The sequence below is a fragment of the Shewanella marinintestina genome, from assembly GCF_023283845.1.
GTDB classification, from domain to species: Bacteria; Pseudomonadota; Gammaproteobacteria; order Enterobacterales; family Shewanellaceae; genus Shewanella; species Shewanella marinintestina.
On record NZ_JAKILC010000014.1, the window covers coordinates 110596 to 131026 of the forward strand.

17 protein-coding genes are annotated in these 20431 nt (G+C 43.7%); 6 read left to right on the forward strand and 11 right to left on the reverse strand.

Features of this window, described 5'->3' with window-relative positions:
* Positions 1 to 47 precede the first annotated feature (47 nt).
* On the forward strand, positions 48 to 1403 hold the full coding sequence (gorA, locus tag L2747_RS15185; RefSeq protein WP_248999861.1) for a glutathione-disulfide reductase: 1356 nt from the start codon (positions 48 to 50) through the stop codon (positions 1401 to 1403).
* A 108-nt stretch (positions 1404 to 1511) separates the two neighbouring features.
* Here gorA and L2747_RS15190 read toward each other — a convergent pair whose 3' ends face one another.
* The 3 genes from L2747_RS15190 to bamE form a co-directional block, all read right to left on the reverse strand.
* Entirely contained in the window at positions 1512 to 3464 is a 1953-nt protein-coding gene (locus tag L2747_RS15190) for a BCCT family transporter (RefSeq protein WP_248999862.1), read from the reverse strand.
* A 588-nt stretch (positions 3465 to 4052) separates the two neighbouring features.
* The gene (locus L2747_RS15195; RefSeq protein ID WP_248999863.1) at positions 4053 to 5144 is read right to left on the reverse strand and encodes an NADH:flavin oxidoreductase; all 1092 of its coding nucleotides are present in this window, start codon (positions 5142 to 5144) and stop codon (positions 4053 to 4055) included.
* 430 nt (positions 5145 to 5574) lie between these two features.
* The gene (gene bamE / locus L2747_RS15200) at positions 5575 to 5940 is read right to left on the reverse strand and encodes an outer membrane protein assembly factor BamE domain-containing protein (RefSeq protein ID WP_248999864.1); all 366 of its coding nucleotides are present in this window, start codon (positions 5938 to 5940) and stop codon (positions 5575 to 5577) included.
* A gap of 534 nt (positions 5941 to 6474) precedes the next feature.
* Between bamE and L2747_RS15205 the strand changes: the two genes are divergently transcribed.
* Positions 6475 to 7575: a hypothetical protein gene (locus L2747_RS15205; protein WP_248999865.1), complete on the forward strand. Its 1101-nt coding sequence runs from the start codon at positions 6475 to 6477 to the stop codon at positions 7573 to 7575.
* Between the two features lie 764 nt (positions 7576 to 8339).
* On the opposite strand, the gene L2747_RS15210 is transcribed toward L2747_RS15205, so the two are convergent.
* The 4 genes from L2747_RS15210 to L2747_RS15225 form a co-directional block, all read right to left on the reverse strand.
* Positions 8340 to 9494: a M20 aminoacylase family protein gene (locus tag L2747_RS15210; RefSeq protein ID WP_248999866.1), complete on the reverse strand. Its 1155-nt coding sequence runs from the start codon at positions 9492 to 9494 to the stop codon at positions 8340 to 8342.
* An 81-nt stretch (positions 9495 to 9575) separates the two neighbouring features.
* Positions 9576 to 10556, reverse strand: a complete 981-nt coding sequence (locus L2747_RS15215) for a DMT family transporter (RefSeq protein WP_248999867.1) — start codon at positions 10554 to 10556, stop codon at positions 9576 to 9578.
* A 39-nt stretch (positions 10557 to 10595) separates the two neighbouring features.
* Positions 10596 to 11375 carry a maleate cis-trans isomerase family protein gene (locus L2747_RS15220; RefSeq protein ID WP_220782605.1) on the reverse strand — a complete coding sequence of 260 codons (780 nt, stop codon included), beginning with the start codon at positions 11373 to 11375 and terminating at the stop codon, positions 10596 to 10598.
* 64 nt (positions 11376 to 11439) lie between these two features.
* Positions 11440 to 12606: a M24 family metallopeptidase gene (locus L2747_RS15225; protein WP_248999868.1), complete on the reverse strand. Its 1167-nt coding sequence runs from the start codon at positions 12604 to 12606 to the stop codon at positions 11440 to 11442.
* 339 nt (positions 12607 to 12945) lie between these two features.
* On the opposite strand from L2747_RS15225, the gene L2747_RS15230 reads away from it, so the two are divergent.
* From L2747_RS15230 to L2747_RS15245, 4 genes are all read left to right on the forward strand, one after another.
* Complete coding sequence (locus tag L2747_RS15230; protein WP_248999869.1) at positions 12946 to 13626, forward strand: helix-turn-helix transcriptional regulator; 681 nt, start codon at positions 12946 to 12948, stop codon at positions 13624 to 13626.
* A 19-nt stretch (positions 13627 to 13645) separates the two neighbouring features.
* A complete protein-coding gene (locus tag L2747_RS15235; RefSeq protein WP_012157267.1) occupies positions 13646 to 14029 on the forward strand; it encodes a RidA family protein in 384 nt (127 codons plus the stop codon).
* 107 nt (positions 14030 to 14136) lie between these two features.
* Positions 14137 to 15315: a diaminopropionate ammonia-lyase gene (locus L2747_RS15240; protein ID WP_248999870.1), complete on the forward strand. Its 1179-nt coding sequence runs from the start codon at positions 14137 to 14139 to the stop codon at positions 15313 to 15315.
* Positions 15316 to 15700: 385 nt separating this feature from the next.
* Entirely contained in the window at positions 15701 to 16639 is a 939-nt protein-coding gene (locus L2747_RS15245) for a YeiH family protein (protein WP_248999871.1), read from the forward strand.
* 345 nt (positions 16640 to 16984) lie between these two features.
* Here the strand turns inward: L2747_RS15245 and L2747_RS15250 are convergent, their stop codons facing one another.
* From L2747_RS15250 to L2747_RS15265, 4 genes are all read right to left on the reverse strand, one after another.
* Positions 16985 to 17698 (reverse strand): DJ-1/PfpI family protein, encoded by a 714-nt coding sequence (locus tag L2747_RS15250; protein ID WP_248999872.1) that lies wholly within the window; start codon positions 17696 to 17698, stop codon positions 16985 to 16987.
* A 218-nt stretch (positions 17699 to 17916) separates the two neighbouring features.
* Positions 17917 to 19101: an HD-GYP domain-containing protein gene (locus L2747_RS15255; protein WP_248999873.1), complete on the reverse strand. Its 1185-nt coding sequence runs from the start codon at positions 19099 to 19101 to the stop codon at positions 17917 to 17919.
* A gap of 240 nt (positions 19102 to 19341) precedes the next feature.
* Positions 19342 to 19617 (reverse strand): hypothetical protein, encoded by a 276-nt coding sequence (locus L2747_RS15260; protein WP_248999874.1) that lies wholly within the window; start codon positions 19615 to 19617, stop codon positions 19342 to 19344.
* A 26-nt stretch (positions 19618 to 19643) separates the two neighbouring features.
* Positions 19644 to 20408 carry a DNA-binding protein gene (locus tag L2747_RS15265; protein WP_248999875.1) on the reverse strand — a complete coding sequence of 255 codons (765 nt, stop codon included), beginning with the start codon at positions 20406 to 20408 and terminating at the stop codon, positions 19644 to 19646.
* Between the last annotated feature and the right edge of the window lie 23 nt (positions 20409 to 20431).

The following is a 20431-nucleotide window of genomic DNA, read 5'->3' on the forward strand; positions in this document are numbered from 1 at the left end:
ATTTATCTGCCTTTGTTCAGCAGTTCACAACTTTATTGGAGATACACATGGCTCAACATTTTGATTATATCTGTCTTGGCGCAGGAAGCGGCGGCATTGCATCAGCTAACCGAGCTGCCATGCGCGGTGCCAAAGTATTGCTTATCGAAGCCAAAGAGCTTGGCGGTACTTGTGTAAACGTAGGTTGTGTTCCGAAAAAAGTAATGTGGTACGGTGCGCAGGTTGCCGAAGCTATGCACTTATATGCCAAAGATTATGGCTTTGACGTAACCGTTAATAAGTTCGACTGGAGTACGCTTGTTGCTAGCCGCGAAGCCTATATCGACCGTATTCACGGCTCATATGACCGTGGTCTTGAAAGCAATGGTGTAACGCTAGTGCGTGGTTATGGCCGCTTTATCGATAGTAAAACTATTGAAGTGAATGGCGAACACTACACTGCCGATAACATCTTAATTGCCACAGGTGGCGCGGCAACGATTCCAAACATTCCCGGAGCTGAGTACGGCATCGATTCAGACGGGTTCTTTGCTTTAGAAGCACAGCCAAAGCGGGTAGCGGTTGTGGGCGCGGGTTATATTGCTGTTGAGGTTGCTGGCGTATTACAAGCACTAGGTAGCGATACCCACCTATTTGTACGTAAACATGCACCACTGCGTAACTTTGACCCTATGCTAAGCGAAGCATTAATGGAATCGATGGCTACCGATGGCCCAACTCTGCATACTCACAGCACACCAGAGTCGGTCACCAAAAATGACGATGGCAGCTTAACCCTTAAGATTGAAAATGGCGAAAGCTACGATGTTGATTGTTTAATTTGGGCAATTGGTCGTCATCCATCAACGGGCAACATTGGTCTCGAAAACACTAAGGTTGAGCTAGATGCTAAAGGCTACGTGATCACCGACGAGCAGCAAAACACCACAGATGCTGGCATCTACTGTGTTGGCGATATCATGGCTGGCGGCGTTGAGCTAACACCTGTTGCCGTTAAAGCGGGCCGTCTCCTGTCAGAGCGCTTATTCAATGGTATGACTGATGCGAAGATGGATTACAACCTTATTCCAACCGTAGTATTTAGCCACCCAGCAATTGGCACTATGGGTCTGACCCAGCCAGAAGCTATCGCGCAGTACGGCGAAGAAAACGTAACGGTTTACACCTCTGGTTTCACGTCAATGTACACAGCCGTTACTGCACATCGTCAAGCTTGTAAGATGAAGCTAGTTTGTGCTGGCGACGATCAAAAAGTCGTGGGTATTCACGGTATCGGTTACGGTATGGATGAAATTCTACAAGGCTTTGGTGTGGCAATGAAGATGGGCGCAACTAAGGCTGATTTCGATGCCGTTGTAGCGATTCATCCTACTGGCGCAGAAGAGTTTGTTACCATGCGCTAACCTTATGATTAATATAAAAAAGCCGCTTACCAGCGGCTTTTTTGTATCTAGCGTTTGTCGCTTAATGCCTGAAAATCCATGTTCAAGCATTAATCGGCAATTTTACTATTAGCTAGGGGTATTCAAGCGTGCCTGAATAGCCAGCTTAACTTCTTCTTGAGCTAATAATGCCTCTTCTTCTTCCTTGCTGCGCATTAGCGCATCAAAAGCTACACGCGCTTCTTGTGCAAGCTCTGACGCTGCAAGTTTGGCCTCTTTAGCCTTCATTGAATCGTCAGTTAACTGGCGTAGCTGCTCGATGATCTCATCAGGCGCGTCGCCCAAATCAATACTCGATTCGCCGCGTGACAGTGCTTCTTTACGTAACTGCTTCTTAAGCATCCAGATAGCATCGTTAGCTTCACGCTCAAGCTCAGCAGCTTCAATCGCGTTATCACGTAGCCCTTCAAAACGAGCCAATGCCTGACCTTCTTTGCTCCAAGGGTCAACATCAGGAAGATCTGAAATATTAATCACAGGATCGACGTAATCATCTTGATGCGCTAAGTCTAACGTCGCCGCTTTAACGCCAGAGATCATTAGCATTACCGCGATAATCAATAATGGTAAACCACCCACAATTGCCGCTGTTTGCAATGTTGCTAAGCCGCCCATAAACATCAATGCCGATGGCATGAATGATAGGGTAAATGCCCAGAATAAGCGGTTCCAACGCATTGGATCTTCAGTCACGTTAGTCTGTACAACTGACGCTAAAATATAAGAGATCGAGTCAAATGTTGTCGCAGTAAAAATCACACATAACAAAGTAAATACGGCAATAATCAACGTACTAAACGGTAACGTCTCTAAAATAGCGAAGATTGCACGAGTCGCGCCCTCTGCATTAAGAATACTCACCACATCAAGCTCACCAGACAACTGCAATGATAAACCGTAGTTACCCAAGATGATGAAGTACATTGAACAGCCTAGTGAGCCAAAGAATACCGCACCAGACACCATCTGCTTAATCGTTCTACCACGTGAAATACGTGCAACGAATAGACCCATACTTGGCGCAAATACTAACCACCATGCCCAGTAGAAAATCGTCCAATCTTGTGGGAAGTGAGTATCTTCAAAGGTACCCATACCACCGAATGGCTCAGCCCAGGTCGCCATAACAAAGAAGTTAGACAACATACGGCCGATTGAGTCTAAGCCTGTTTCCAACATGAAGATTGTTGGGCCACAAACCAATACAAATAGCAGTAAACCTAACGCACCCCAGAAGTTAATGTTACTTAAAATCTTAATGCCTTTGTCCATACCCATATAAGATGAGTAAGCAAAGATGGCGGTACACACCATTAACACCGCAATTTGGCTACCTGTCGATGCTGGAATACCAAACAGGTAACTAATACCTTCGTTAATCAGTGGTGCAGCCAAACCTAAGGTTGTTGCCGCGCCGCCCAATAGACCGAAGATAAACAGTACATCAATTACTTTGCCTAGCTTACCGAAGCTATTGGCTTCGCCAATAACAGGCATAAGCGCAGCAGATACTTTAAGTACAGGCTGCTTACGTACATAAAAGAAGTAAGCAATTGGGATGGCTGGGATCATATAGATACACCAAGCGATTGGTCCCCAGTGGAACAAACCGTAAGTTGCTGCCCAGCGCACCGCTTCTTCACTGCCAGCTTCTAGCTGGAATGGTGGGTTTTGGTAGTAATAAGCCCACTCAATGGTACCCCAGTAAAGGATACTGGCACCGATACCACCACAAAATAGCATTGCCGCCCAAGACGCCAGTGCGAATTCAGGCTTTTCATCAGGATCGCCTAATTTGATCTGACCGATATCAGAAAAAACGATATAGATCATGAAGAAGAATGCCGCCAAACCTAGGCCTAAATATGCAAAGCCCAGCTTGTCTGTCATAAATGTTTTAGCAACTGCAATCCACTTTGCTCCTTCGTCTGGAAATATCAGCAAAGGGATCACAACTGCACAAAGCAGCATTATTGCGCCGAAAAATGTCGGCTTATCGATAAGCTCGAAGTGTTTTTTCATTTTTTATTGTCCGTAACAACCTAAAAACAAATTTAATTAAGTGCACGCCACAGACTGCTCCCCGTGCTGAAAGGGTCAGACGGGTTTTCTACTAAAAGAAAGAGTATGAATTATGTGTGTGAACGGTTTTTTTTGTGAGTCTTATAACACTCGAAAGTTATCCAGATTACGATTAATATGGACTAAGGATAAAATAATGTTAATTCAACTTGCTGTCGACAAACTTATGTCGCGAATAAACACAATTTGTGACGCAGTCCTCATATACTCCTAACCACTTAAAACCTACTGAACAATAAACACTCGAATGTTAACAAAACCCAGACACAGCGCGCTATGAGGATAGGTAGGAACGATAACAGCCACGAAGAATCCTATGCTAAACATCTATAAATAAGCATTTCACTCAAATATAGGTCGAAGCTAATATAATTAACAAGTTCATGATGGAAAAACTGAAATTAATAGTTTGCTTATGCGGAGATACTCAAGCAAAACTACCTGCAGAGTTTAGCAATTAATACTTTTCAACTCAGGAGGGGGTGTTGACGCCAATTAGCCATAATTAGCATCAACATTATCTACTGTTTAGCGCTTCTTATATACCACGCAGAAATTACCACGTTTAGTACGACACTTTGAACAGCGCTCGCAGTCGACTTCTTTACTACAACCATCCTGCCAACGCTTTACTAAATGCGGTTCAGCTAAAAGTGGTCGTGAAAGAGCAAAATATTGAATATTGGTGGTAGTCGCTATCTCGTCAATGGCAGCAATATCGGCCAAACCACCAACAGTAATAATCGGTACTCCAACCTCTTGGCTAACAACTGCACCATACTCACGGAAGTAACCTTCACTTTGAATGGTATAACCATCAAATTGTTCACCCACTACAGAATTAGCATTACCATGAATGTTGCCAGAGATAATAATCGCATCAACGCCAACCGCTTCCAGCTTTTTACAGATAGCTCGCGTGTCATCGAAGGTTAAGCCACCATCGAAAAACTCAGAGGCGGTTAACTTAACTAAGATCGGATAGTCATCGCCAACCAACTTACGGATCGCAGTATAGATCTCCAGCAAAAATCGCATACGGTTCTCAAGACTGCCGCCGTATTCATCTTGACGTTGGTTGTAATATGGGCTCAAAAATTGATTGATCAGATAAGTGTGCGCCGCATGGATCTCAACGCCATCAAAGCCTGACTCTTTTGCACGGCGGCTCGCCAAAGCAAATGCCTGCACAATATAATCAATCTCAGCTTTGGTCATCGCCTTACCCATAGTTTGGGTACCACGCTCAGCAATAGCGCTCGGAGCGAATATCACTCTCTCACCGACGTTATAAGTAGTCTTAGTGCCACCATAAGCCAGTTGCATCACGATTTTAGAATCATAATCATGGACTAAGCTCGTCAACTTTTGGTATTCAGCAATAAAAGAATCGTCATACATGCCCATCATGCCAGCATTAGGCTTTTCTTCGGCAACAATGTTGGCATAGCCTGTAACAATCAGCCCTACCTCACCTTTAGCCAGCTCTTCATAAACCGCGTACAGTTTATCGGTCATATGGCCAGTATCTGTGGCCATGTTTTCCCAGGTAGCGCTGCGTACAAAACGGTTCTTCAGGGTCATATTGCCAATACGGCTAGGTGAAAACAAAGTGCTCAAGTGCAATCCTCTTAAAAATCATATTCAGTGCTAACTAACAGCCTCAGCAAGCAGCCAAAACAGCAGGCGCAGGATCCTACTCGTAAAATATAAGAAATTCCTTAAGCTAGATTCAATTTTTAAGAATTGCTTTGAACAAGTAGTTAGCCATATGAATGTATATGAAATAAAACAGAGCAAGACACAAGAGTTAAATATAAGTAACAATACAAAACCAATGTTAATAAAACAACAAACACTTAAATTAAACTTAGTATTTTACGGATGTATTTAATATTAAATATCGCAATGATATTTATAGTCAAGACTTAGTATTAGAAGGGGGTTCACAAATAAAAAGCAGGTGTTTTTGACATTGAAATGTATTTAACAAAACCTCTAGTTACTAATGAAAATTCAAAAGTAACTAGAGGGGAAAGCTTTATAAGACTTATAGTAAACCAGTCTTCATTTCAGATTCGCTGCTGCTATAAGTATAATCAGCAACTTTACCGCTCTTATCTAAAGTAATGTATAGCATTTGTGATTCAACATCTGTGCTAGAAAACAGCATACCCACGTATGGAATGAATGAAATAGGGTTTGCACTTGCGTTAGTGTAGCTAAATGTTAGCATTTTAGAGCCGTCAGATGAGAAACCTGAAGAAGTCGGCTTGCCAAGCATACTAACTACTTGAGCTTCAGTTGTTTGACCTTTCTTAACTTTGCTAATGGCCTCTTCGTCAATTTTATTACCCTGTGTAGCACAGCCTACCATTAACAAAGCTAACAATACTGGAGCGATTTTCTTAAACATTATGTAATCCATATTTATAATTAATTATCGAATGACTCATACTGTTATAATTCCAATATAAATCATCGCTATATTAACAATAAATAAATCTCCAATAAATAATAAACAACACAATCAGTCACTGTACGAACAGGAATTAAACAATTGAATCAAACATTAACCAAAGGCAAACCATATAAAAACACAAATTGCATTTAATATAACTAATTTTATTATTACTTAGTATTTTTTCATTTAAAACAGGCATAAACAAAATATAAATATATTTAATCAACAATATCCTATCGTTATTACCATGACTAAATAGCCGCCTAAATAAAGCTTAACAGCTCCATACTTAAAAACCTCAAAGCTTGAGCATCCACGCACACATTGAGCAGCAAGCCGCTAAATAGAACGTCATCACCACAAGCAACTGTGTAAATTTGGAACACTTTGATTTTAAATCACTAAAACGCTAATCTATTGCTTAAAATTCAGACCGATTACTCAGCCTAATTGACGCCTATTGCAGGCATTTTCAGAGACTACCCTATGTATACTCGATTCATGCCCTATATTTTGCTTGCCCTACTCACAAATTTAGCTTTACCAGTGTTTGCCGATGATGAGTTAACTGGCGTATGGCAGGGAACCTTAGGCAAAAGCAACATTCGTGTGTGTTTTAATGAATACGGTACAGGCAGTTATTACTATCAGCGTTACTTAACACCAATTAGACTCGAGCAAGTCGATAACCACTGGCAAGAAGATAAGCAAACCGGCTTCTGGCAGTTTGACAGTATCAACGAGCAACAGCTAACAGGCCGCTGGTTCAAAAAAGAATGGTTTAAGACTGAAGAATCTCAAAATCAGCCAGCTAAATCATTAACCATCACGCTTGAACGCCAAATCAGCCCTGACGGTATCAATGATTGCAGCAGCGACGCCTACAACCTGCCGCTAGAAACAACACCAAAGCTTCGTCGTGGAAAATGGCAGCCGTTTGACAATGCTGACTCTCAGCAAGCCAACTCTAACAAAGCTAACGCTAACCCAATAAGCTATCGTCAACTGACCTATAGCACAGAAATCGGTTTAGAGCTTAAAGGTAAGCAAGCAGGCATACCGACAATTAACCAATGGTTACAGCAGAAGCTAACAAGCAAAACTCAACTTGAAGAAACCTTTGAAACCCGCCGCAGAATGCTAGCGCGAGTCGGCCAAGCAATCGCAGACGAAACCGGAGCTGAAATTGATTTTATTAACCAACATTGGCTTAGCGTACGATTTTACCGCTGGGCTGCAGGTTATGGCGCTGGCGGCATAAGCCGCACCTATACCAGTTTTGATCTGAGTGATGGCAAGCGATTTAATCCATGGCAATGGTTTAGAAGCGACGCCCCTCTTGATGAAATGCAGCATCAACTGCCAGACGCTCTACGCGAAAAGCTGTTTGCCGATATGCAAGTTTATGAGGATTGTGATAACTCTGATGGATCAGGCTATTTCTACCTAACACTCAGCCCAAAAGGCATCGAGATTTGGGAAACACCCAACGGCAGCGGCTGCGAGAATGAGTTCACCCTCAGCCCAACAGACGCCATGCCGTTTGCTACGGAGTTTGGTAAAAGTCAGCTTAAGCTAATGGAGTAAGACTCCATTTCTAGGTCAAATGATGGAACCTTGGGATAGTATTTAAGCCCAGCTTAAATCAACTATCTGTGGTTCCAATGGCCTGCGGCCAGCGCATGTGCAGACACTGCCGAAGCACACTGCAAGCACATCCCTGTGAGCTCTTCGGTTTCATCCCTGAAACCGAAGGCTTCAGCCGTATCTACACGGGTTAGACAAGCGTAATGTTTAGGTTTTTCGGCTCCATTTCAATACCTAAAATATCTAAATGTTTTACTTAGAAGTCAAAGAAAACACCAATTCCCATCGGAGTTGCCGAAGTCATTGAAGAACTCTTACAAACATTAGGCGCGTGAGCGAGTCATGGATGACGAGGTAGCCTTAGGTGAGCCAGGGATGGCGAATATGAGGCGATAGCGATTTTCGAAAATGACTGAGGATCAACAACTTCGTTAGGGGCGTCATGGTGGATGCAAGGGCGAAGTCCATAACCATGGACTCTCTGAGCGAGAGCCATGGATGGAGAACTGGCTTTTGAACAAGGATGTTCTTGATAAGGACGAGCAGTCCTCCTTGCCCGGGTGTGGGATGGAATCCCACGACTTTGGTCAGGCGCAGCCTGATAGAATTATCAAACGAAGTTTGATTGCTTTAAACGTTAGACGAAGTCTAACTCCCACCTTGCGAGCGCTTGCCGCAAAAACCAAGCAACAAAAAAGGCTATAAACCTAAGCTCATAGCCTTAATCTTAACCCTGCTAACTATAGCAAATAGTTTATAACGAACTATTTAGCCAAACACTGTTCTACAAGTGTCTGCCAGTATCTTAGACCAGATACCAAAATATTGTCGTTGAAGTCGTAAGTTGGCTTGTGTAGCGCCACGCTACCACAACCACAGCCAGCGCCGTTACCCACTAGGATGTAACAACCTGGTGCTTCACGTAGCATGAACGAGAAGTCTTCACTGATCGTGAATGGCTGACAGCTACCGTTAACTTTATCTTCGCCAACCACTGTCTCAGCGGCGCGAACAGCATATGCCGTTTCAGCTGGGGTGTTAATCGTAGATAAGAAGCTGTTGTTAAACTTGTAAGTGTAGTCAACGCCTGCAGACATACACTGACCAGCGACAACACGTTCAATGGCTTTTTCAATCTTGTTTAACGCGATATCAGTAAAGCTACGAGTATCACCCGTGATAGTCACTTTAGTTGGGATAACGTTAACTGTACCGTTAGTAGCGAACTCTGTTACCGAAATAACTGCAGTTTCGTCAATTGCGCTTAGGTTACGCGATACGATAGTTTGAATTGCAGTGACGATTTGCGCGCCAACAACGATAGGATCTGTACCCATGTGTGGCATGGCCGCGTGGCCGCCGGTTGCTAGCACTTCGATTTCAAAGCTACTTTCGCTTGCCATTACTGAGTGTGGGCGAGTCACGAAGTGACCTGCTTCAATACCCGGTAGATTGTGCATTGCGTACACGCCGTCGATTTTCCAACGAGTGAATAAGCCATCAGCGATCATCGCTTTAGCGCCTGTTCCGCGCTCTTCATCTGGTTGGAAGATGAAGTAAACAGTACCGTCAAAATTCTTGGTTTGTGCTAGCTCATGCGCTGCAGCCAGTAGCATTGCCGTGTGACCGTCGTGACCACAAGCGTGCATTGCGCCTTCGTTTACAGATGCGTAATCGAAAGTGTTTTCTTCATGAATATGCAGGGCGTCCATGTCAGCACGTAGACCAATTGAACGGTCGCTATCGCCACACTTTAAAATACCTACAACGCCAGTGCCGCCGATACCAGTGTGCACTTCAATGCCAAACTCTTCTAGTTTGCTTGCTACAAATGCTGCAGTCTCGTGCTCTTGGGTACCAAACTCAGGGTGCTGGTGAATGTGATGACGCCACTCAATAACTTTCTGTTCGATATTCATATGCTTTTCTCTTATAACAACAAACCGGTGACTAGGTCACCGGTGATAAAAATTGATTTAATTTGCTAACTGATTACTCAGTTACTGGCTACGACATGGCTTAGGTGCGATAGGCAACTCAACTTCTTCCGCTTTTGCCTTGTTCTTGTTACCCAACTTCATGAAGGCAATCATCGAAGTAATAACCACTGCGATAGCAATCAAACGCATTGGTGTTACCTGCTCACCTAGAGCAAATACCGCTAGGATGAATGAAGATAGTGGCATTAGGTTTAGCGCCATACCGGTACCGTCAACCCCTACACGCTCCATACCGTAGATGTAAACTAGGTAGCTCATACCTGAGATACACACACCTAAGATAACGATACATAGGATACGTAGTGGCGAGCTGAATACGTTCAATGCAGAGCTAAAGTCAGCGCCAACAACGAACAGGTACAAACCAAAACCGAGTGCAGCGAATACAAACTGGTGGAACATAGTCGCAACTGAACCGTACTTGTCAGCCAGTTTGGCACGAGCGTAAGCCATGGTTGCAAAGCTTGCTGCTGAGCCGAAACAGATTAGGTGACCAATGTTGAAACCTTGCGTTTCAGACTGTGGATCCATCACTAGAATCGCCACACCTAGGAAAGCACCTAGTGCACACATGATTTGCATAACAGTGAAACGCTCACCGTGACGCAGGAAACCAACACTTAAGATTAGGATTGGGATCAAACCTTGAATCACGCCGTTTTCAGAGGCGGTAATATAATCCAAAGATAGGAATGATAGGAAGCTGAAAGAACCTTGACCAATGATACCGCAACATGCAGCCCAGAAGATGTCCTTACGGTTTTCCCAGTTAAGCTTGAAATCGGCTTTTTTAGTCATCTTGCCCGTTGCAAGACCAATGTTGAAAATCAAACCTAGTGTAATAAATGCAACCGTGTAACGTAACCAAACAAGTACTTGTGGATCCATCACCTCAAGGATCGGTGTACCCACAATCCACGGGATACCCCATAACAGACCAACGAAAATCGCAGCCATCCAACCTTTTTGTGTATTAGTCATTATTATTCTTCCAACAATTTTGTATCGGTAGTCAACAGCTTAAGCTGTTTGATTATTAAGTAGTTTGCCGTAACCTGGGCATTGAGCCACGTTGCCGGTTAGGTGCATTGCATGCCAGAACATGGCAGAGTTACTGCACACAACTGGAATGCCGAATTTGGCTTCGATCTCTTCGATATAATCAAGTACACGTAAGTTAGTGCATGACATAAATACTAATTCTGCGTCAGAATCTTTTAGCATCTGCTCTAGTGCTGCGAACATAGATTCTTTAGCCACTAAAGTGATGTCGGTATCGCGTTCGATACCTAATGAACCTAGTGTTACTACGTCAAAATCTGCATCAGTTAACTGCTGGTACAGTGGGTAGTTAACGCTAGTTGGGTAAGGAGAAAACACAGCAATCTTTTTCGCGTTCAAATGCTTGAATGACGCTTTTGCTGCTGTCCATGGGTTAGTCGCTGGGATGTCGCCACGGTTTTGAGTCAATAAGTCAGCGACTTTTTCTTCGCCGATAATGATTGAAGCTGATGTGCAGCCAAATGCCATCACATCCATAGGTAAGCCTGTGGCAATCAAGTCAGACGCTTCAACGATACCGCTAGCGATTTGATCAAGTGCTTCAGGAGTCATTTCGCTTGAGTAATACACGCGTGAGCTAAATACGCCTGCTTGAGTACCGAGTAACTTAGCCCAGTCCATTTCTAGACTGTGGTCAGTGCTTAACTGCACTAAACCAATGTGTACGCGGTTAATTCTTGGCGCCTGCTTATGCTCAAGCGGCTGTTCAAACGAGGTAAAGGCTTCAAAACTCATCATAATGAGATTCTCTTTAGTAATGATTTCTCCGGCTCCCTCCGGAGAAATCAAAGGCTATATTAAGTTATTTGATAATCAATAATTCTGGTTCAGCGCGCTTGCTTAACCACTCAGCACCGTTCTCGGTGATCACGATGTTTTCTTCGTGAACCATAGACTTACCTGGTGCGTAAACCATGCCTGGCTCTAGTGTCATCACCATGCCTGGTACTAATAATGTGTTGTCAGTTGCAGTGTTAGATGGACGCTCAGTTAGCTCCATACCTAAGCCGTGACCTAGACGACCTACGTCGTTACCTAGTGCACCGTTTGCTTCTAGTACCTTCCACATTGCGTTGTAAATGTCTGAAGTGGTGTTACCTGGACGTGCAGCGTCAAAACCTGCTGTAGTTGCATCATAAGTTGCGCGGTAAGCGGCTTTAGTTTGCTCACTTGCGTGGCCAAATGCCCAGTTACGGTCGAAGTCTGAGAAGTAACCGTCACGTACTGCACCGGTGTCGATGATTAATACGTCGCCGTCTTCGATTACGCGGTCTGTTGGACCCATGATGATGCTGTCGTAACCGTCTTGGCCTGAACCTGCGATGATGTATGGACATTCATCAGCGCCTTCCATCAGCATGTCGATACCGAACTGCTTACAGATCTCACGCTCAGTCATACCGGCTTTTGCGTAACCTGGGATCTTGTCGAAGCCCACGTTAGTGATGCGACAGATTTCACGTACTTTTTCAATTTCAGCTTCAGACTTAACTTGGCGAAGCTCATGAACAGCTAGTGAAACGTCAACGAATTCTTTGCTTACTAAAGTCGTTAACTGTAGGTAGTTAGCAACTGGCATACGTAGGTGAGACTCAATACCTAGGGTTGCACCTACACGGCCAAAGCGTGAAGGTAAGCTATTAAGTACGCTAGCTACAATGCTGATACCGTCGTCTTCTGGACGTGGTGAAGCCCAAGTGTGAATATCTTCAACCCAAGTGCCCGCCATGCCGCTGGCGCCGATTTCAGGGATGACAGCAATTGGCTTGCCTTCTGCAGGAAGGATTAGGAACCATGGACGTGTAGGGCTGTGCCAGAACTGAGTGTGGAAGCCTGAAAAGTAACGTACGTTAGGCTCGGTAGTTAATATAATGGCGTCTACTTCTAGCTCACGCATTTTCTGCTGTGCTTTAGTTGCACGCATTTCAAATTCAGCTGTTGTAAATCCGCGCTGTAATATGCTTTTCATTTTTATCTCCACATCCCACAAACTGGCCTATTTGCCAAAAGGTCACTAAAGTGACCGGAAATCAGTTTTAGTCAACTATCGTTAACTTGGTGCGCATCATACTGTTTGCTGGATTTAAAAATGTGATGCATATCTCATAGTCAAAATCTGTTAACTCAGGATATGCTGTTAAACAGAAAAATCATGACCAAAGTCAAATATTTTAAACCATAGTTAAATTTAACTTGCTTAAAACCGCAAAAAAACGTCCCATAGTTACATAAAGTTGATTCAAGGGTTGAATTGTTAACCCAAAAAGTTGACAATAACGGCATCTATAGTTCACAAAAGTAATCTGAAATGATCAAAGCGGCAGAACAGGCATTTAAAACGGAATTTACACCTAGAGATCGTGAGTTACTGCAAAGCTATTTCCATTTAGCTGAAAGCATGGCCGATCTAATAGGGCCTCACTGTGAAGTCGTGATCCATTCATTAGAAAGCTTTGAACAGTCAGTCGTAAAAATAGTTAACGGCCACCATACCGGTCGTAAAGTGGGATCGCCGATCACCGACTTAGGCTTAAAGATGCTGCGCCAGTACGAACAAACGGGCGAGTTAACACCTAAGAGTTATTTTAGTAATAACAAAGGTGGCGAGATGTTGAAGTCGAGCACCTGCATATTACAGGGCGAGAAAGGCCGACCAATTGGCATGTTTTGCGTAAACATGAACTTGTCGTACCCGTTCCCTGAAATCATTAAAACCTTGATGCCAGATACAACCCAGCATCACAGTTTTGATATGACAGAAAACTTCAGCGCATCGGCTGGAGATGTGGTTGAGCAAGCGCTAAACCACGCGATTGCAGAAGTCGAGGCTGATGACAGCGTCAATCTGAAAGGTCGCAATAAAGCTATTACTAAGGTGTTGTTTGATAACGGCATCTTTGAATTAAAAGAAGCAACTAACATAGTTGCTAACCATTTAAGCATTACCAAACATGCGGTGTACAAATACATCCGTGAATTTAAATCCTAATTATCGAGATAACAACGCTATGAAAACTGTAATCCATACTGAAAATGCTCCAGCTGCAATTGGTCCATACTCTCAAGCTCTTGCTTTCGACAAGTTAGTATTCACCTCTGGTCAGCTACCGCTTGATCCAGTGACTATGGCTTTCGTTGAAGGTGGTGTTAAAGAGCAAGCTTACCAATCTCTAAAGAACCTTAAAGCCGTTCTAGAGCAAGCTGGCGCAGGTACTGACACTGTACTTAAAACAACTTGTTTCCTAGCTAACATGGAAGACTTCGCTGTATTTAACGAAGTTTACACTGAAGTATTCGGTACTGAAGCAGCTCCTGCTCGTTCATGTGTACAAGCTGCTCGTCTACCAAAAGACGCACTAGTTGAAGTTGAAGCGATCGCTTTCATCAAATAACTTGAATTTGGCCATTAACGGCTAATTTAGGTCAATCTGACTGTCCATTTACCCATAAGAGTTAAATGGGCAGCAGTTCCCCCAGTTCAAAATATATAGTGGTTACTATGCTAAAGCTGACTCAAAATGATTTCTTTAACGGCGAGACTTCTGACCTTTTCACAGCTGAAGTTGCTGAAAAAACTCGTCAATTCCACCAGCAGATCGAAGCTTACCAGCCAACACCGCTGGTCTCTTTAGAGCAGCTAGCTGCGCGCCTAGGCGTTAAAGCGATTCTGGTTAAAGACGAATCTTACCGTTTCGGTCTAAACGCTTTTAAAGTACTTGGTGGTTCTTACGCATTAGGTAAGCAACTTGCTGAGCACTTAAATGTAGATATCAGTGAAATTGATATGAAAACCGTTGCCGCTAAACTAAGCGCGCCATTGGTTTTCGCTACTGCAACTGCTGGTAACCACGGTACTGGTGTAGCTTGGGCTGCACGTGAAATGGGTCAAAAGGCTGTTGTTTACATGCCAAAAGGTTCATCTCAGGCAAGCGTCACTCGTATTCAAAACTTAGGTGCTGAGTGTATCGTTACTGACTGTAACTACGATGACACCGTACGTATTGCTAACCAAACCGCGACTGAAAACGGTTGGATGCTAGTACAAGATACCGCTTGGGAAGGTTACGACAAGATCCCAACTTGGATCTCGCAAGGCTATATGACTATGGCTGTTGAAGCGCAAGAGCAAGTTGAAGCTATGGGTCTTAAACCAACTCACCTAATGCTACAAGCGGGTGTTGGTGCTATGGCTGGCGGCCTATTAGGCTACTTCGCTGACAAAGTTGGCGCAGCTAACTTCAAGACTATTATTGCAGAGCCTGCAAAAGCTGATTGTATCTACAACTCAGGCATTAAAGGCGAAATGGTTGCTGTTACTGGCGAGCTAAACTCTATCATGGCAGGTCTTGCATGTGGCGAGCCTAACCCTGTGACTTGGCCAATCCTAAAGCAGTGCAGCAGCTTCTTCGCATCAGTTGAAGACGAAGTGACTGCAACAGGTATGCGCGTACTGGGCAACCCACTAACTGGCGACACCAAAGTGGTTAGCGGTGAGTCAGGTGCTCTAACGCTAGGTCTACTTTACATGCTAGCTAGCCGTGAAGAGTACAGCGAATACCGTATTCAACTTGGTCTAGACCAAGATGCAGTTATCATGCTGTTCAGCACTGAAGGTGACACTAACCCAGACCGTTACCGTCAAATCGTTTGGGAAGGCATGCACAGCACTGCTAAATAAGTCTCTGACTTCACCCTCTAAAAAGCCGCTAATTAGCGGCTTTTTTGTTTTTAAAAGAAGGGACGGACGTCGTCCTGATAGGTTATAGGGCGTTCGCATCTCACTGCGAGGACGCCAACAAGTTGGCTGCTAGGAAAAGCATAACAGCACATCAAAAGCTGCCCCACGGAACTTCTTTACTTTTCCTTCTTAGCTTTTCCTAGGACCTAGAACCTCGTACTTAGGATCTATCTTTTCGTAGGGCCTAGGACCTTGCTTCGCCTTATCCTATTACCTTCTTAACATTCAATTTTTATTACCCTAACCGTAAAGCGTATTTAATTTATTAAACACAGTTGCGCAGCTATAATTAAAGGCTGACTAGCAGCCTTTAATTATTAAATTCATGACCAGCGAAAGCCCAAACAAAATCCATTTAGCGCTATTTATCTTAGTTGGCCTACTTTGCCTAATGCCGATGGTATCGTCTCCAGTTGCGCTCATTTTAGGGTTTACGCTTGCCAGCATTGGCTGGGCACCGGATCAAATCCACCTTGGCGCACTGACGAAGAAGTTATTAGCCTACTCTATCGTTGGGTTAGGTTTTGGCATTCAATTAGATGCCGCCGTCAGTATCAGCCTACAAAACTTACCCCTCATTCTAGGCTCGATTGTATTAACCCTTGTTCTAGGCTTTGGCTTAACCAAACTACTTAAGCTCGATGCAAAGACCGGCCATTTGGTTGCCTCAGGCACCGCGATTTGCGGCGGCAGTGCGATTGCGGCAGTTTCACCTGCCATTCGAGCTAACAGCGAACAAACAGCTGTTGCCTTAGCCACAGTATTTATTCTTAACTCGATTGCATTATTTGTATTTCCCGCTATCGGTCATGCGTTATCGCTTAGCCAGCATGACTTTGGCGTGTGGAGCGCAATTGCGATTCACGACACTTCATCAGTTGTCGGCGCGGCTTCAGCCTACGGCAGCGAAGCACTGACAACAGCAACCACCATTAAGCTTGCACGCGCGCTGTGGATTATCCCTATCGCGTTAATCAGTGCCATGCTGTTTAAAGGCAATAAGAACAAGATCGCTATCCCCTACTTTATCGGTTTCTACTGCTTAGCCATTGCCATTGCCCACTGGCTACCCCAAGGGCAAGTGGTATATGAAGCGGTGTTTGAAGTATCAAAGCGCTTATTGGTAGTGTGCTTGTTCTTGATTGGTGCGGGGATCACCATTAAGAAGATGAAATCGACTGGGCCTAAACCACTGATTTTAGGAGTGCTGCTGTGGTTAGCCATCGGCAGTAGCTCGCTAGCGTATATTCTTGCTAGCCATTAGCGATTAACACGTTCTTTTAGCGATAATGCCTATATAAAAACAGCGCCTATGAGCGCTGTTTTTTGTTATTGTTTCGCCAAAATAATAAGCCAAGTAAGCAACTAAATGCGCCTAAATCGATTAACGCGCGCGTAAGCCCACTAGTTAGCAAAGAGGCTGCAATTAACACTGTGCAACACAATAATATTAGCCAGTTATTCAATGTAATCTCCCCTCTAAGGCAGGTGAATGAATAGCTATTATTGGTGTTAGTACTCGATCGCGCCAAGATCCTTTATTACTAATAAATAGCAATATCAGCTAAGGCTAGATGATTTACTTATAAAGCAGTGGCTTCTATGTAAGTTAACTGACTGCGTAAGGATCGTTATTAGGGTCATCATTCCACTGATATTCGGTTAAGGTTTGAATGCGCTTAGCCTCTTTTTCACCATGCAAATGTTTGACCCAAAACAATGCTGCATCCGTACCAGCAGATACCCCAGATGAGGTTAAAAATTTACCATCGAATACCCAGCGTGCGTTTGGTTGCCAATTAGGCTTTGCATTCAATGATGTCACCCACTGGTATGCCATTTTATTGGTGGTAGCTTTACGATCATTAAGCACTGAAGTCATCGCCAGCAAAGCTGTACCGGTACATACAGTAAACACGTTCTGGCTGCGAGCAGTCTGCAAGTTAAGCCATTGACGTAGGCTGATATCACTCACTAAATCACGCGTACCTAAGCCACCAGGAATAAGCAACAGATCGCAGTCATAAGTGTTGCTCGTTAAGCAATCTGCTAGCACTCTTGGGCCTTGATAGCTACGAACAATTTCCTTCGCCGCCACTAGCTTTATCTCAGTGTTCGGCATATGGCCTAACATCTCAACCGGACCATGAAGATCTAAGGTTTCATAGTCATCAAATACTAACGCCAGAATACGGTATTTACCTTGGGTAAAAGGCGTTTCAGTAACTAAAGGATGTGAAACCGTTTTCGCCTGAAGCATAGGTGTCATGACACCCCCGGCCATTAATAGCGAAGCGCCCTTTATAAACTGTCTACGTTGCATTTTTATCCCCATCAATATCAATATGAGGGTTTAGTCAGACTAATTAGTAATTAATTCAATGATTAGTATTATAAAAATAAAATCGTTCATCAAAATAAGAGACAGTTCAAACTCTGTCGCTTAGTGGGATCTTATACCGCTACTAAGGTGGATATTAAGCCTGTCGGTAAACAACAAAAAAGCGCCAAAGAAGGCGCTTTTAATAGAATGAAGCTATGCTAATAAAACGGGGTTGGATCGATATCTAAACTGCGTGGTGAAATGCCCTTTTCAATATTAAAAGACGACCTCAGCAAGTCGACAATCTCAACCTTGGTGTAGCATTTATTTTTAATTGAATAGAAACATTTCACTTTTGGGTGCAAAGCGTCGCGCCCTTTCGCAGCCCAAACAATACCGACTCTGCCGTCAGATAACTGCACTAATGAGCCAACGGGGTAAACACCAACGCAGCGTATAAACTCATACACTAGCTTTTGGTCTAGATGAAATGGCGTCAAACTAATTAAGATTTTAAACGCGGCTGCTGGGCTCATCGCCTCTTTATAACAACGAGTTGCCGTTAACGCATCAAAGATATCAACAATACAACTCATACGGCCATGAATTGGGATCTCATCACCTTTCAAGCCTCTAGGGTAACCATTGCCATCAAGCTTTTCATGGTGCATCAGGCTGATATCTTTACTGATTTGCGACAAGCCTTTAGTTTGAGACATGATCTCAACCGCGTATGTTTGATGCAGCTTTACATGTTCATATTCTTCAGCGGTTAGTTTGCCAGGCTTATTTAAAACCTGACTATCGACCTTGATCTTGCCGATGTCGTGCAAAATGCCACCAATTGCCAACTGTCTTAGCATATCGGTATCAAAATCAAGATAACGGCCAAATGTCACCAACAAAAAAGCGACATTAATCGAGTGTTCAAGCAGGTAAGCATCTTTAGAACGCAGCGCCGACACACACTTTAGTGCATCAGCATCGAGCATTACCGACTCGATCATGTTGTCGGCTAATGCTTCAAAGGGCTGAACCTCAACGGCTTTACCCTCAAAAGTTTCAGACAGCACTTTATGGATGAGATCTTTAGCCTCAACCATTAATTCTTTAGCTTGTTTTTGTGTTGTTTCGCGATCGACAGGTCTTTTTTTAATTACTGGTTTAGCGTCGATAACGCTGCGACCCAAGCCAAGATCTGGTGACGAACGTTCACCGTTCACCCACACATGAGTTATCTGGCTTTTATGTAGCTTGAGTATCGCTTCAGTACTGCGAATTTGTCCGGCATTGGCAATGTTTACTTTGCTGGTGTTTTTATCGATAGCCTCAACAAACATCCCAACTTTAAGCTCAGCCACAGGTATTTTTAATAAGCGAACGGATTCAGATGAATCAGCCATTATCTCTTAGATCCCCGTAAAATTTAGGTCTTAATTACGGCGATAATCTCTCGCCGTTAACCCCACAGTATTATTATCTTATGGCTCAGTTTTACTGAGTCCGTTTTTATTTTCTGTGAGAAGCTGACCATTCTATTCCGTGAACTATAAAATCTCTATAGATAATGTTAATTAATCTTCGCTAATACAACGTATCCATACCGTAAAAATGCTACATTTTAAGCAATTAATTAAACTATTTTACGACTCAGCATACCGCTTGTAGCACTGAAAACTCGTTGGCTGCCATCGGCGATACATGCAGTTATAGCAAGAACGAAAAACATTATCAGTGTGTTCATCTTCATCGTCGCTCATAAATATCGAACATTGTGCCGCCGCCTCACGCGCGGCGGCATAATCAGTACAACCAAACTTAAACTGCCATTGGGTGCCAGCAGGTGTAAACCATTGAAGCATAGGTTCTTCTGGCGACTGCTCGGTATTAGTGTTGTGTATATCTAAGGACTCTTTCATTGCCACCGTTTTAAGCCTCCCTTTATTTAGTAAGACTTCAGCTGTTGCTTACTAGCATTAACCCAAAGACCCGCCTCTTGAGCAACCAGCAATGCAAACTGATATTGGCAATATACGGCTTTAATCTTACCTCTTAGTGTCAGAACCTGATCATCTGCCAAACGTTCGCCATCAACAGAAATTACCGCCTGTAACCCAGTATTTGCTAACACATCAGCCACGTTCATCTGCACTTGCGTAGACTCATCGATATGCAGTCCTAACTGCAATTGACCTTTTACCCGTCCATCTTGACCACTAAGGCGCAAACCTAACCCAGCTAACGAGCCAATAATTCCTTGACCTGTGCCGCCATGCTCTGACAGATCGACCCCTAATTCAGTAGCCAAGCTATAAGCTTGCTCTTTGGTCTTAACCTCAACCTTAGATTGCTGACCAAAAGCGATTAACTGCGGCTGGTTATAATCAGAAGTTAAATCCAAAATGGCTAATCCCGGATCTGCAGCCGCTGCCGACTCTTGCTTTAAATGGGCGACACAGATTTGTTTGATCTGCTCCAAGCCCAACGCGCTATCAATTTGAAAACACATAGCACTGTTATGTGAGGTATAAGGAATATCAGGATGTACAAATAGCTGATGCCTAGTCACAGACTCGGTGATTGCTCGTTTAGATTGGACTGCACCACATTCAGCAGAAATAAGCTTAGCGACAATTTCCTCGGCGATTTCACCTGTGCCTTTAGTGCCAATATCATCGGTATCATCTATACAGATAAGCCACGTTTTCATCTAAAACCCTTATAATTTATTTG

Excerpts from the sequence above, each read along its gene's own strand:
- L2747_RS15265 (WP_248999875.1), bottom strand. The coding sequence starts at position 20,408 with ATGAAAACGTGGCTTATCTGTATAGATGATACCGATGATATTGGCACT.
- L2747_RS15235 (WP_012157267.1), top strand. The coding sequence starts at position 13,646 with ATGAAAACTGTAATCCATACTGAAAATGCTCCAGCTGCAATTGGTCCA.
- L2747_RS15190 (WP_248999862.1), bottom strand. The coding sequence starts at position 3,464 with ATGAAAAAACACTTCGAGCTTATCGATAAGCCGACATTTTTCGGCGCA.
- bamE (WP_248999864.1), bottom strand. The coding sequence starts at position 5,940 with ATGTTTAAGAAAATCGCTCCAGTATTGTTAGCTTTGTTAATGGTAGGC.
- L2747_RS15225 (WP_248999868.1), bottom strand. The coding sequence starts at position 12,606 with ATGAAAAGCATATTACAGCGCGGATTTACAACAGCTGAATTTGAAATG.
- L2747_RS15255 (WP_248999873.1), bottom strand. The coding sequence starts at position 19,101 with ATGGCTGATTCATCTGAATCCGTTCGCTTATTAAAAATACCTGTGGCT.
- L2747_RS15210 (WP_248999866.1), bottom strand. The coding sequence starts at position 9,494 with ATGAATATCGAACAGAAAGTTATTGAGTGGCGTCATCACATTCACCAG.
- gorA (WP_248999861.1), top strand. The coding sequence starts at position 48 with ATGGCTCAACATTTTGATTATATCTGTCTTGGCGCAGGAAGCGGCGGC.
- L2747_RS15245 (WP_248999871.1), top strand. The coding sequence starts at position 15,701 with ATGACCAGCGAAAGCCCAAACAAAATCCATTTAGCGCTATTTATCTTA.
- L2747_RS15230 (WP_248999869.1), top strand. The coding sequence starts at position 12,946 with ATGATCAAAGCGGCAGAACAGGCATTTAAAACGGAATTTACACCTAGA.
- L2747_RS15220 (WP_220782605.1), bottom strand. The coding sequence starts at position 11,375 with ATGATGAGTTTTGAAGCCTTTACCTCGTTTGAACAGCCGCTTGAGCAT.
- L2747_RS15260 (WP_248999874.1), bottom strand. The coding sequence starts at position 19,617 with ATGAAAGAGTCCTTAGATATACACAACACTAATACCGAGCAGTCGCCA.
- L2747_RS15250 (WP_248999872.1), bottom strand. The coding sequence starts at position 17,698 with ATGCAACGTAGACAGTTTATAAAGGGCGCTTCGCTATTAATGGCCGGG.
- L2747_RS15205 (WP_248999865.1), top strand. The coding sequence starts at position 6,475 with ATGTATACTCGATTCATGCCCTATATTTTGCTTGCCCTACTCACAAAT.
- L2747_RS15215 (WP_248999867.1), bottom strand. The coding sequence starts at position 10,556 with ATGACTAATACACAAAAAGGTTGGATGGCTGCGATTTTCGTTGGTCTG.
- L2747_RS15240 (WP_248999870.1), top strand. The coding sequence starts at position 14,137 with ATGCTAAAGCTGACTCAAAATGATTTCTTTAACGGCGAGACTTCTGAC.